We start from the raw sequence: 12,760 nt of genomic DNA, 5'->3' as shown, positions 1-12,760 counted from the left end.
CAGGAAGTCACAGTCCAAGAACTAGCTGATGAACTAGACATGAGCGAGGAGTCTCTCTCATCAACGTTCGGGGCCGTCGGATATCGGCAACATTGCAGGTGATGAGTGCTCGTGGTTACTGGACAGCAGTGACCCTTCCAACTGTTCTACGAGACAGACTCCTCCGCCAGCGCTAACTGCCTGTCCGTCCTTTGACCGCCATGGGCCTGATTGCGGAGTTCCGGATGACCTCCAAGGAGTTGCCGCTGGTCGACGTGGCGGAGGGCGTCCCCGACGCGACCGTCGAGTTCGAGTCGGTCCAGGGACGCCCGTCGGGGGCGCCAACGTTCATCGTGCGGATCGTGGACGCCGACGCCGACGCGATCGAGGCGGCGTTCGCCGACGCCGACTCGGTGACCGACCACTCGCTGATCGTCGCCGACGGGGCGACGCGGCGGTACCGCTGTCGCCCGACCGGCGGCCCGCCGACGGAGCTGGAACTGCTCGCGGACAACGGGTCGATCCCCGACCGGGTGCTCGCCACGCCGAGCGGCTGGGAGGAGCGGCGCTGGTTCGCCGACCGCGAGGAGTTCGACCAGTTCCGGACGTTCTGCCGGGCCAACGACTACGGATTCCGGCTGGACCGGCTCGTGGAGACCGACGAAGGATCGGACGGACGGGCGACCGGTCCGTTCGGGACCAGCGACCGCTCCTGGCCGCGCGAGATGACCGACGCCCAGCGGGAGGCGCTCGTCACCGCCCACGAGATGGGCTACTTCGACACGCCGCGAGCCGCTACGATGGCGGACGTCGCCGACGAACTCGGCGTCGCGTCCGCGTCGCTCTCCGAGCGCCTGCGCCGCGCGCAGAATCACCTCGTGACGGAGTTTCGACGGACATCTGGTATAAAACCCCGAACAAATTAGGGCACTGACTACTGGTCTGAGGTTACAAAGACCCCTGTGACCGACGACACGCTACGGACGGACGGGCGCGGTGCCGCCATCGACGCCGAGGGCGTGGAACTCACCTACGCCGACGGGACGGAGGCGGTGAAAGGGATCGATCTGACGATCCCGGAGGGCGAGTTCTTCGGCTTTCTCGGCGCGAACGGCGCGGGGAAAACGACGACGATCAAGACGTTCTCGACGCTGCTGTCGCCGACCGCGGGGTCGATCACCGTCAACGGCTTCGACGTACGGGACGAGCCCCGCAGGATCCGCGAGACGATCGGCTACATGGCCCAGGAGACCAGCGTCGACGAGGAGCTCACCGCCCGCGAGAACATCCGCTTCGCCGCGCGGGCCTACGGCGTCCCCAAGAGCGAACGGGTCGAGCGCATCGACGAACTGCTCGACCTGGTTGACCTGGCGGACGTGGGCGACAAGCAGGCCAGCGAGTTCTCAGGCGGGATGAAGAAGCGACTGGACGCCGCGACCGCGCTCGTCCACAACCCGCCGCTCGTCTTCCTCGACGAACCGACGACCGGGCTGGATCCGAAGGCGCGCAACCGCCTCTGGGAGTACTTCGAGCGCATCAACGAGCGCGGGACGACGCTGTTTCTCACCACGCAGTATCTCGAGGAGGCCGACCAGCTCTGCGACCGCATCGCCGTCATCATGGACGGCGAGATCGTCGCCACGGGCTCGCCCGCGGAGCTGAAACGGCGGGTCGGCGGGGAGATCCTCGACGTGGACGTCCCCGCCGGGGAGGACGCCCGCGAGCGCGCCGCCGAGATCGCCCGTGGAGGCGACGTCTTCGACGCCGACGCGGACGTGACCGTCACCGACGACGGGATCAGCGTCACCGCCGAGCGGGCGCGCGAGCACGGGACGGACCTGCTCGTCGCCCTGCGCGACGCCGGGATCACCGTCACCGGGTTCAACATCCGCGCGCCGACGCTCGACGACGTCTTCCTCGCGATCACCGGCGAGGAACTCGACTCCGAGGACCGGTCGGCCGACGCCGCCGACGTGACGGAATCGGAGGTGAGCGCCGAATGAGCGAGGCCGCGGGAGACACGGCCGCCGACGAAGCCCGCGCCGACGGCGGGCACGCCCGCACGACGCCGTCGCGCAACTCCTTTATCAGCGATTTCTGGGTGAACTTCGTCCGCTGGAACCTGAAGGCGATACGCAACCCGTTCGTCGTCGTCGGGTCGCTCATCCAGCCGATCATCTTCCTCGTCCTGTTCACGCAGGTGTTCGGCCAGATCGCGACGAGCGCGCTCGGCGGCGGTGGCGGGGCGGGGGGCATCACCTACGAGACGTTCCTGCTGCCCGCCATCGCGATGCAGGTGTCGCTGGCGGCCGCCGCGGGGTCGGGGATCGGTCTCGTCAACGACATGGAGGAAGGGATGTTCGAGAAGACGCTCGTGATGCCGATGAGCCGCTCGGCGATGTTCCTCGGCAAGACCGCCGCCGAGATCCTCCGGATCGTCGTCCAGATCGCCATCATCCTCGTGCTGGGCGCGGTGCTCGGCGCGAACGTCGCCACCGGGTTCCTCGGCGCCGTGGGGATCCTCGGCATTGGAATCCTCTTTTCGCTGTGGTTCATCGCGCTCTCGAACATCATGGCCATCGTAACCCGCGACCAGGAATCGACGATCATCGGCGCGAACCTCCTGCAGTTTCCCCTGCTGTTCGTTTCGACCGCCTTCCTCCCGCTGAACGCGATGCCCGACTGGATCCAGGTCGTCGCGACGTACAACCCGATCACCTACGGCGTGGACGCCGCACGCGCGCTCATGCTCGACCAGGACGTCATGACCGTCGTCGAGGTCACCCGCTTCGGCGGCATCTGGGACACGCTCGTCCCGGCGATCGCCGTGCTCCTCGCGCTCGACGTCGTGCTCGGCGGCGTCATGGTCTACCTGCTCAACCGCGCGTCGAGTTCCGCCGTGCAGTGAGCGCCGAGGCGGCGGCGTCTATCCCGCTGACGTAATACCACCAGTCAATTTGTAGCCCAAAGCACCAAGACTGATACTACCGCCGTCACAACGGCGAAGAAATGCCCTCCACCACACGCCGTACGGCCCTCGGTGCGGTAGCCGGATTCGTCGGCGGCATCGCCGGTTGTACTGGTCTCCGCGACGAGGAATCGTTCCCCATCCAGCAGTCGTGGCAGGCGGGGATTCGTGATCCGTCGTCCGTCGCCACGACAGCAGCCGGACAGCTGTTGGCCGGCTCGCACAGTCCATTCCGCGAGCGGCCAATCGTCGCTGGCCTGGACCCCCGGACCGGTGAGACCACCTGGTCCGTGACGGTCGCGAAGGGAGAGAAATCGCCGCTCGGCGTCGGTGAGGGGCGAGCCTACGCGATCTCGAAGGCCGAAACGATGGTCGCCGTCGACGCGGCCACGGGCGAGCCGGTCTGGCGGCGTCGGCTCGCACCGATCGATGCGGCCGACCCTGGGGTCGTCGAGTTCGCCCCCATCCCGCTCGGTGATCGCATCATGGTCCCGATCTCCGGCACCGAAGATGACGTGCCCGACCGACTGGTCGGCGTCGCCCGGTCGGACGGTGAGACGCTGTTCACCCACGACCTGCCCGCATCGCTGTCGGGCGCTCCCGGCGCGACATCCGACGGCGTGGTCGCGCCCCTGGTCGACGGCCGCGTGCTGTTCCTCGACCGGACCGGCGCAGTCGGATGGACGCGGGATATCGGCGCTCCGCTGTCGGCCGTCGGAACTGCTGACGGGACCGCATACCTCGGCGCCGCCACCGAGGAGCTACTGGCGCTGGAGACCGCGACCGGCAGCGTCGCCTGGGATAGCTCGCTGGCCAACACCGTGTTCGCACGGCCGCTGGTGACCGACGACCGGGTGTACGTCGGCGGCGCAGACTACACCCTCCGGGCGTTCGACCCCGACTCGGGCCGGCAGTTGTGGCGCGACGACCTCGGGAACGCCGTGACCCACGGGCCGATGCAGGTCGGCGACCGCCTGGTGACGCTGGTCGGCGGGACGCACCACATCCGCGGCTCGAGCGGTACCATCCCGTTCAGCCCGACGGCGCTCTACGTCCACGAACAGGACGGCACGCGCGTCCGGAAGATCCGGTTCGACGGGAAGCGGTTCGATGGCGGCAGCATCGAATGGGCACAGGCGACCGGTGAGACGGTGTATCTGGGGCAGACGTACGGTCTGACGCGGGTCGCTCCGGAGGCGATCACCGATGCGTGACGACGACGCCGCTGCCGACGATCCCGGTTTGCCACGGCGCACGACCGAGCGACGGGACAGCCGGGACTGGTCGCGCCGTGGGGCGCTCGCCTCGTTCGCGGCGGCGGGAACGGTCGCGCTGGCAGGATGTAGCCTGCGAGCATCGACGTCCGGCGTCGAACCCCTCTGGGAGCGCGAGTTTGCGACCGCGACGGCGGCGGGCCCACCGGCCGCGACCGACGAGCACGTCGTCGTCGGGGGCCAGGACAAACGCCTCCACGGGTTCACGGCCGATGGGGAGCGGATCCTCTCCGTCGAAACCGGAGGTCCCATCGAGGCGCGACCGGCCGTCCCGACGTCGGGCGGCCCGGTCCACGTCCACAGCACCGACGGTGACCTCTACACGGCCGGGCTGTCGGGGGAGCGACTGTGGCACGTGGAGGGCCAGGCCCGGAACGGATGGCTCGGTCGCCACGGATCGCTGCTGGTCAGCATCGATCCGTCCGACGAGGCGATCACCGGCTACGATGCGCGCGACGGGACCCGTCGTTTCCAGCGCTCCGGAAGCGAGTATCCGGCCCCCGTACTCAGTGACTCTACCAGTGTCTTCCACGTCACGAACTCGGATGGCGACAGGAAGCTGGTGACGCTCGCTCCGGCGACCGGCGAGGTGCTGTGGGAGTCGCAACCTCGCGCGGTCTTCCCCTACGTCGTGGCTGCCGGCGACCGGATCGTGACGGTCCGCCGTTCTACCGTCCGGATGCGCCGGGCCCGCGATGGACACGTCCTGTGGCGGACCGCGGTGGACGGCGAGGTGACGAGCTACTTCGAGCCGCCGGTCTGGCTCGGCGAGCACGTCTACGTACGTATCCACCGCGATGATCGCTCGGACGAGCTGGTTGCCATCGAGCGCGACGGGGGAGCCGTACGGTGGCGCCGAGCCGTCGGGGACGAACTCGAGACGGTGATAGCGACCTCAGAAGGTGTGTTCGTTGCGAGCTCGGTCGACGACCCCGACGGTGGCATCCTCATCCGGCTGGACGCCTTCGACCTCGATGGGACGCGGCGATGGCAGACGACGACCGACGTCGCGATCGGCGGGACGGTCGAGGCTCTGGGTCGGGCCGGCGAGCTTCTCTTTGCGGCCAGCGATACCGAACTCGCCGCCTACGACCCTGCGACCGGGAACCGCCGGTGGCGGTACGATCCGGCGTCCAGACGACTCGGTGTGACGACGGCTGATGGCGCACTGTACGTTTCTCAGCGCGATCGCGGCGGCATAGCACGGCTTCCGACGAGCTGATCCCGGACAGCGATGCCGTGCCGCGGCGTGGGAGACTCTTTCTCGCGGGCTCGAAGGCGTGAGTGTGGTTCACCACGAGTCCCCCGTGATCGAGGAGGGGTAGTCGAGGAACAACACACCGCTATCGATTTGTTGCCAACAGTAATCGTGGAGCCGGCCGTTACCGGTGGCGGTGGGCCGGTTCGCGTGCGAAGTCGTGGAATCAATCGAAGTCGACGTTGAAGTCGTAGCAATCGTCGTCCGTGCCGACGTGGTCACGGTCGCGTTGCCGCTTGAGGACGCGGTTGACCGTTTGCGGCAGTTGTTATTCTATGTAACTGATGACTCGTCACTACCATAATATATTTTATATTCTGGCCGTCGTTGAACTGCAGTTCGTCCACATTATATAAATAGGTTGATATCAGTGGCCCTTTCGAGTTTCTCAGAGAGAGAGATCCGCTTCAAACCCGCGGGGATTTGAGAACGGGCTAGTCGTCGCCTTAGTGCTTAGAAGGCGCGTTTAGCGCGATCCGATTCCCACGACGTTCGTATGGGGATCCGAGACCATGGCGATGAAGTACCGCTTGCAGCCACGGCACAGAATCGACGATAAAGAGCGAATCATCGACAGTATGTATCCCGCCGAGGTCTGAGAGCCAGTTCGGTCATTGCTCGGGTTCTCGTCGGAAAAAGCTCGATATGCAGAATCGGGTCGTTATAGGATGGAACGCGGGGTACAGCCGGGACCACTCGTTAGTGAGCCGGATGGCGGTTTCGTCAACCGTGACGTGACCCGGATCGGCGGCTTCGAGCGGCTGTAACGCCGCCGTCCGTACCCAGCTATGAACGGTCGTCAACAGCGTTTGACACCCAAACTATAGGTAATATGTGTTGTATTTTAAATTGATAGTATTACCTGGTGAAGCCGATGCCGAGCTTCGTCGCAAGTACGGGTGTCGCGTCTCGCCACACAGATCTAACTCGAAGCAGTCGGTGACTCAGTTGAGGTAACGATTTCGACCGGGATACATAGAAACCACGCCACTTCGGCCTGCAGACCGGCTCTGAACACCGCCGTTGTCCGAAAGAGCAGCAGTCAAGTAGTTACAGTGTACAGTTGCAAACGGATCTAGGTGAGCAATGGATGGAGTATCCGGTGAGGCGATCGTTGAGTCCGTCACGATGGTCTTCGTCCTCTCGACGATGGTCTCGATGGGGATGGACGTGTCAGTCAGTCAACTTTGTGCTGCACTCCGGAGACGGCAACTTCTGGCAAAATCCCTGGTGCTAAACCTCGTTGTTATCCCATTACTTTCTTATTCTTTAGTCCGTAATATTCCGATAGAGACGGGGTATGCGGCCGGGATTCTGCTACTCGCTGTCGCTCCAGGAGCGCCGTTCGGCCCGAAGTTTGCGGAAATATCGGACAGCGATACAGCATTCGCAAGCGGCCTCATGGCAATCCTCTGTATGCTTTCGGTTGTGACGATACCACTCTCACTGGTGGTTCTCGTCCCCGGCAATGTCGTCGTAGACCCGCTCGCGATCGGGCAGATGGTTCTGGGTATCCAACTCGTTCCATTATTGGCCGGTCTCGGACTGACAGTCTACCACTCGCCGTTTGCAGACCGCCTGTATCGCCCGATTCAGCGGCTCTCGGATTATTCGTTCGTCGGGTTGATCGTGCTACTACTGATCGTCTACAGCGACGATATGGTTTCACTGATCGGGACCGGGACACTGGGAATCTCAGTAGCCGTTGTGGGAGTATCGTTATCGCTCGGCTATCTCCTTGGCGGTCCCGCACGGACTACACGAGAGGTGCTGGCGACGACGACAGCCGCTCGAAATGCTGCGATCGCCCTGTTTATCGCTACGACCGGCTTTTCGGATCCGAAGGTCCTCACGGTGGTCCTCGTCTTTTCGTTCATCTGCGTCGTCGGATCCGGATTGATCGCAGGTCTGTGGCGGTAACGACTGATCTCACTCCGTATCTTGTCTGAACAGAGCCTGCACAGTCGGAACCCTCCAGTCGTACGAGACTGCGGCCAGTCGAGACAGCAACGTTACGCCCGCACACGCTGCAACCGCGGTGCTTCCGGCGACACCGACACCGGATGTGAGGCAGTAAGCAATCCCGCCAAGTACTGTGCAACTCGCGTAGAAGTCATCGAAAAGAACGAACGGAGAACGATTCAGGAGAATATCCGCGACCGCACCGCCGCCCACGGCGTTGATGGTCGCGATCGCGAGGACGCCAAATGTCGAAACGCTCGCCTCAGTTGCGACGATCGCACCGGTCGTAGTGAAGGCGGCAAGTCCGAGAGCATCCGAGACCAGAGTGACCGGATGAGTGTCCGGGGTCGAGAAGATCACGCTAAAAACGACCGCTAACCCGACTCCGAGAAGGCCTAAGTAGATCTCGATCGGTGACTGAAGAGCCAATGGAACGCGCGTTACGAGAAGATCCCGTGTCGCTCCACCTGCAAACGCCATCATCAGCCCGACGATAGTAATGCCAAATAAGTCGAACTCCTCGCGGATTGCTTTCGACGCCCCGACGAAGGCAAACGCAACTAGCCCGATTGCATTCATAACGGCAAACGGGTCCCCGAACAGTACTTCGATGACGCCCTCAACCATTAGCTACGTCTATAGCGCCTGGGATCTTGAGTACTACGACTCAAGTCAGTGACGAGCGCCTCGCGGACTTGGGAACCGAACGCGCGATCGGAGCCCGGGCGAGCGAGCGGGGCGACATTCCTCACTGCCCGACCCCGGTCTATCACTGGAACGCGATAACTGCCCGAGGTATCCGTTAGCCGACTTCTTCGGGATCGAGGTCCTCGAGCATGCGTCCGAGCCCGCTGGAAACGATATGAGTATCCGAACACATCTTACAGATCGATCGGTCTTCCGGTAGCTCGTACCTGTCGATTTCCTCCACGTACGCCGCGCTGTTCAACGTCGAGCAATCGATCGAGGTGTGATACGTGTCCCCGCCCCTCGTGATGAATACCACGTCGTCGATGGCCTCGTTTGACATCTCAGTTTTCATCCGGTAGTGACCCTCGGCGCTCGTCGCTACGGTCACGACGATCCGGCTCGGTTTCTATTCCGGCAACCATCGCATACAGACCGGTTCTCGTATCGACAGCGATTCACCGTTCGGCGATAGGTCGCCGGTCGCCGTATCCACGTCGAACGCGACGATGTTGTCCGTGTCGCGATTCTCGACGAACAGGAGCTCACCGTCGGGGGAGAGCGCGAAGTGGCGGGGCCACTCGCCGCCGGTAGCCGTCCGGTCGATTCTAGTGATCGTCCCGTCTCCGACGGAGAACGTGACGATCGTATCTTGTCCACGGTTCGAACCGTACACGTACTCACCAGCGGGATGCACGGCGACTTCGGCGGTCTTGTTATCAGCGTCGAAATCCTCCGGGAGCGTCGACACTGTAGCGCACTCGGACAACAGTCCGTCCGATTCCCGATCGAAGACGGTCACAGTCGAGTCGAGTTCGTTGATCAGGAACACCCGCTCGCCGTCCGCGGAGAAGTCGAGATGCCGCGGTCCCGAGCCCGGAGTACAGTCGACGGCGTCGACGCGGGCGAGCGAGCCGTCGTCGTACTGCACCTCGTAGACGACCACCTGATCGGTCCCGAGATCCGGGACGTACGCGAAGCGATTTTCGGGACCGAGCGTGATCGAGTGGGGGTGGGGTGCAGTCTGGCGGTCCGGGTCGACACTCGAGCCCCGATGTTCGATTACTTCGCTCGGCGTTTCGAGTCCGCCCTCGGAATCGATCGGGAGCATCGAGACGGCTCCGCCGGTGTAATGAGCGACGAACAGGAACTGCCCCGTTTCGTCGACCGAACAGTAACAGGGAGCCGTCGCGCCGCTCGGAGCGGCGTCCCGTTCCGTCAGTTCGCCGGTGCTACGGTCGACCTCGTAGGATCGGATGGCGCCTTCGCCGTCCTCGCGAACGGCCGCGTAGAGATAGCGTCCGGACGGGTGAAACGCAACGAACGTCGGGTCCGGCCCGGCCGCTACCGCGTCGAGGCGACGCATCGCGCCAGTCTCGGGATCGATCGCCACGGTGTAAACGCCCTCCTCGGTCGCCGCGCTGTACGTTCCGACAGCCGCTATGTGCTCTTCAGTTGCCATGGTGTTGTCTCGCGTGTAGCTTTCTTTCGGTCATCGGGGTTGCTCGCTCGAATTCGACGGCGGTTCGGTCCACGTCTCACCGTTGTCGACCGGATCGTAGCCGAGCCGCTCCCGAGCGTTTTGGATCGAGAACCAGCGACGATCGTTGTCGCTGACGCCGTTGAAGATATCGAACGTCACTTGCTCGTCCTCGAGGCAACGCTCGACCAACTGGGCGAAATCTCGCCGGGAATGCCACATCGCTTTTATTCGAGCCACCGAACGGCCGTATTCGGAGCTATCGCGCTCGTAGTCGCCGTTCGCGACGTGGCGCTCGGCTCGTCCGTACGGGTGATCGCACCCGTACGGAAGGACAGAGCAGATCCGCAGCGCGTAGAACTGCTTCGGGTATTCGTATCGTTCGACGTAGTACCGGCCGAGATCCTCCCCGAACGATTTCGTCGCGCCGTAGCACGAGTCCGGCCGGACCGGGTCGGTCGGCTCGAGCCGGAGATCGTACTCCGGCTCGTAGAGCTCCGGCGCGTGCTCTTCCTCGTACATCCCCATCACGTGGTTCGTCGACGCGAACACGAACGTCTCGACTTCGGCGGTGCGAGCCGCTTCGAGCGCGTTGTACATCCCGATGACGTTCGGTTCCAGAACGTCCTGCCACTCGCCGTCCGTGTAGGGGTACGCCGCCAGATGTACGACGGCGTCCTGCTCGTCGAACGCGGGACGGATCGCGTCGTACTCGGAGATGTTCGCGACGTGGGTGTCGAAGCCGCCGTATCGGTGATCGGACGGACGATCGGATCGATTCAGATAGGTGAACTCGTAGCTCGGCTCGCCGTCGAGGTGATCGATGATCGCGGTCCCGCACCTGCCGTAGGACCCGGTTACGAGGACGTTCATACCAACGTAGTCAGTGGACAACGGAAATAAACTTGCGATGTGATTCGTTATCGGGATGCGTCGTCCGTCCTCGCCAGGAGTCCGTTCAGATAGGCGACCGCGTGGGCTCGCGACCGGTGGCCCCACTCCGTGTCGCCGACCACGTCGGGGACGTGATCCGGGACGACGACGCCGTCGAACCCGACCTCTCGGAGTTTGTCGATCGCCACTTTCGGGTCGAAATTGCTTTGATCGTCGTCGAGGAACGTCTCGGTGAACCGCGGCCAGGTGCCCACCACGTCGCGGAAGTGGACGAACACGATGTCGTCGTTGCCGCCGAAGTGGACGATCACGTCCTTGACGTCGGCGTCCGGCATCTCCGAGAAGCACCCCAGGCAGAGCTTGAGCCCGTGGTTGTCGCTCGGGACGATCTCCATCGCTCGCTCGAAGGCCTCGCGATTCCGGAATAAGCGGGGGATCCCGCCCAGTTGCTCGACCGACGGCGGATCGGCGGGGTGGAGCGCCATCCGCACGCCGGCGTCCTCCGCGACGGGAAGTACCTCCTCGAGGAACTGCTCGTAGTTCTCCCAGAGCTCTTCCTCGGTGTACTCTCGTTCTAGCTCGTCGACGGGGTCGTACGGCGCGTCGAGGTCGTCGATGTCGAACTCGCGCCCGCGAGCCCCGCCGCGCAGCCGAACTGTCTGCGAGGTACGCATCGGGACGACGCCCCGGGGGTTCCACTGGTAGCCGAGGATCGGGATGTCCGCCTGTCCGAGGTTCCGGATCAGCTGTTTGATCGTCTCGAGTTGGCTCTCCTTGCCCTCCTTGTCGAGCATAATCTTCCCGTAGACGTTGTAGCTCAACGACTGGATCCCCATCAGTCGGAGCCCGGCGTCCTCCGCGCGCCGACGAGCCTGGACGAGGTCGGAGACGCTCGGCACGACGCCGTCGTCGATCGTGATCGTCTCGTCGTCGTTGCTTCCTTCGTCTTCGAACACGTCGCCGCGCGGGGAGCGGTGATCGAGGAAGATGTCCTCGACGCCGATCTGGCGGCAGAACGCGAGACGCTCGTCGGACAGCGTCCGGGTCCGAAGACCGGTGCGGAGCGGCAGTTCGTCTATGTCAGTCTCTGGTCGTTCTCGTTGCATGGTATTGTCTCTCTCTGAGCGGGGCTTAGGTGTTTTGGAATTCCCTTCGGATGGTCCGGCGGGGCGCTCGACACGGCTGGCCCTGTGCTGGGACAGACTACGCAGTATCAGGAGACGAGCCGATCAATGTCGTCGTCGAGCTTGTTGTAGATCTCCTCGGCGCGGGCAGCTTCGTCCTCGGTGAGCGGGCGAATCGGCTCTCTCACGTTCCCGCCGTGGAGGCCGGCGAGTTCGAGGCCCTTCTTGACGGCCGGCACGCTGATCGCTCCGCCGAGCGTGTTGTTCTGGCCGGTTTCGTCCCGAAAGCGCTGATACGGAAGGCAGACGTCCCTGATCGTACGTGCGCGCTCCCAGTTCTCCTCAGACAGTGCCTGAAACAGCTCCTGGCCGACTTCGGGACGGAAGTTGCTGACACCCGCGGTGAACCCTTCGACACCTTCCGCCCAGTAGGCGACCGCGTACGGTTCCGCAAGTCCGTTGACCCAGACGACGTCGTCGTCGCCAGCCTGAATCGCTTCCCCCAGCTTCACTGAGTCCTTCAGGGCGTACTTGATCCCGACGATGCCGTCGATCCTGGTCAGATCGGCGAGGTACTCGGCCGACGGATCGAAGCCGCGTACGTACGGCACCAGCGGCGCGTCGGTCGCCGACGACAGGCTGCGATAGTACTCCAGCAACCCCCGCTCGTGGAGGTACGTGTGATCCGGCGGCATGATCATCATCGCGTCGGCGCCGATCCGATCGTACGCCTCGATCAGCTCTCGGGCGCCGGCCGTGCTCCCCCCGACGCCGGCGAGAACGCACGCGTCCGACGGCAGCGCGTCGACGATCGTCTCGACGCTGTCGACGCGCTCTTGCTGGGAGAGAGAGTGGTACTCGCTGATGTTCGCGGCCGCAAGGAAAGTACGCATCCCGTCGTCGTAGAGCGACTGGGCGTTCTCCGCGATCTTCCGGTGCTCGATCTCCAGAGCCTCGTCGAACGGCGTGAGCAGTCCGACGGCGACGCCTCGCAACTGCTCTTTGACCTGCGCTGCTGGCAATGACATCACTTGTCACGTTACGGCCATAGGCAATAAACCCATCGCCACCGGATCCGGAGAGGGCCGCAGCGGAAACGATCACCGATGAGCCGGTAGTGCCCGAGATCGAACA

At 63.9% G+C, this 12,760-nt stretch carries 12 protein-coding genes; 6 read left to right on the top strand and 6 right to left on the bottom strand.

Features of this window, described 5'->3' with window-relative positions:
* The first annotated feature begins 200 nt into the window (after positions 1 to 200).
* The 6 genes from ABDZ81_RS17240 to ABDZ81_RS17215 all read left to right on the top strand — a co-directional run bounded on the left by ABDZ81_RS17240 (position 201) and on the right by ABDZ81_RS17215 (position 7,399).
* A complete protein-coding gene (locus tag ABDZ81_RS17240) occupies positions 201 to 905 on the top strand; it encodes a helix-turn-helix domain-containing protein (protein WP_343775605.1) in 705 nt (234 codons plus the stop codon).
* Positions 906 to 941: 36 nt separating this feature from the next.
* Positions 942 to 1,982 carry an ABC transporter ATP-binding protein gene (locus ABDZ81_RS17235; protein ID WP_343775602.1) on the top strand — a complete coding sequence of 347 codons (1,041 nt, stop codon included), beginning with the start codon at positions 942 to 944 and terminating at the stop codon, positions 1,980 to 1,982.
* Entirely contained in the window at positions 1,979 to 2,887 is a 909-nt protein-coding gene (locus ABDZ81_RS17230) for an ABC transporter permease (protein ID WP_343775599.1), read from the top strand. The genes ABDZ81_RS17235 and ABDZ81_RS17230 overlap by 4 nt, the downstream gene beginning before the upstream one ends.
* Positions 2,888 to 2,988: 101 nt before the next feature.
* Complete coding sequence (locus tag ABDZ81_RS17225; protein ID WP_343775596.1) at positions 2,989 to 4,161, top strand: outer membrane protein assembly factor BamB family protein; 1,173 nt, start codon at positions 2,989 to 2,991, stop codon at positions 4,159 to 4,161.
* Positions 4,154 to 5,443, top strand: a complete 1,290-nt coding sequence (locus ABDZ81_RS17220; RefSeq protein WP_343775593.1) for an outer membrane protein assembly factor BamB family protein — start codon at positions 4,154 to 4,156, stop codon at positions 5,441 to 5,443. Before ABDZ81_RS17225 ends, ABDZ81_RS17220 begins: the two co-directional genes overlap by 8 nt.
* Positions 5,444 to 6,565: 1,122 nt before the next feature.
* Positions 6,566 to 7,399 carry a bile acid:sodium symporter family protein gene (locus ABDZ81_RS17215; RefSeq protein ID WP_343775590.1) on the top strand — a complete coding sequence of 278 codons (834 nt, stop codon included), beginning with the start codon at positions 6,566 to 6,568 and terminating at the stop codon, positions 7,397 to 7,399.
* Between the two features lie 9 nt (positions 7,400 to 7,408).
* On the opposite strand, the gene ABDZ81_RS17210 is transcribed toward ABDZ81_RS17215, so the two are convergent.
* The 6 genes from ABDZ81_RS17210 to ABDZ81_RS17185 form a co-directional block, all read right to left on the bottom strand.
* The gene (locus ABDZ81_RS17210) at positions 7,409 to 8,068 is read right to left on the bottom strand and encodes a trimeric intracellular cation channel family protein (protein WP_343775588.1); all 660 of its coding nucleotides are present in this window, start codon (positions 8,066 to 8,068) and stop codon (positions 7,409 to 7,411) included.
* Between the two features lie 175 nt (positions 8,069 to 8,243).
* Positions 8,244 to 8,519, bottom strand: coding sequence for a hypothetical protein (locus ABDZ81_RS17205; protein ID WP_343775585.1), 276 nt, complete (start codon positions 8,517 to 8,519; stop codon positions 8,244 to 8,246).
* A gap of 18 nt (positions 8,520 to 8,537) precedes the next feature.
* A complete protein-coding gene (locus ABDZ81_RS17200; RefSeq protein WP_343775583.1) occupies positions 8,538 to 9,590 on the bottom strand; it encodes a lactonase family protein in 1,053 nt (350 codons plus the stop codon).
* A 30-nt stretch (positions 9,591 to 9,620) separates the two neighbouring features.
* Complete coding sequence (locus tag ABDZ81_RS17195) at positions 9,621 to 10,481, bottom strand: NAD-dependent epimerase/dehydratase family protein (RefSeq protein ID WP_343775580.1); 861 nt, start codon at positions 10,479 to 10,481, stop codon at positions 9,621 to 9,623.
* Positions 10,482 to 10,528: 47 nt separating this feature from the next.
* The gene (locus tag ABDZ81_RS17190) at positions 10,529 to 11,608 is read right to left on the bottom strand and encodes a mannonate dehydratase (protein WP_343775578.1); all 1,080 of its coding nucleotides are present in this window, start codon (positions 11,606 to 11,608) and stop codon (positions 10,529 to 10,531) included.
* 107 nt (positions 11,609 to 11,715) lie between these two features.
* The gene (locus tag ABDZ81_RS17185) at positions 11,716 to 12,654 is read right to left on the bottom strand and encodes a dihydrodipicolinate synthase family protein (protein WP_343775575.1); all 939 of its coding nucleotides are present in this window, start codon (positions 12,652 to 12,654) and stop codon (positions 11,716 to 11,718) included.
* Positions 12,655 to 12,760: the final 106 nt, after the last annotated feature.

Source organism: Natronoarchaeum mannanilyticum (assembly GCF_039522665.1).
GTDB lineage: Archaea > Halobacteriota > Halobacteria > Halobacteriales > Natronoarchaeaceae > Natronoarchaeum > Natronoarchaeum mannanilyticum.
Note: the sequence above shows the minus strand (reverse complement) of the source record. Positions and strands in the feature narration are given on the sequence as shown.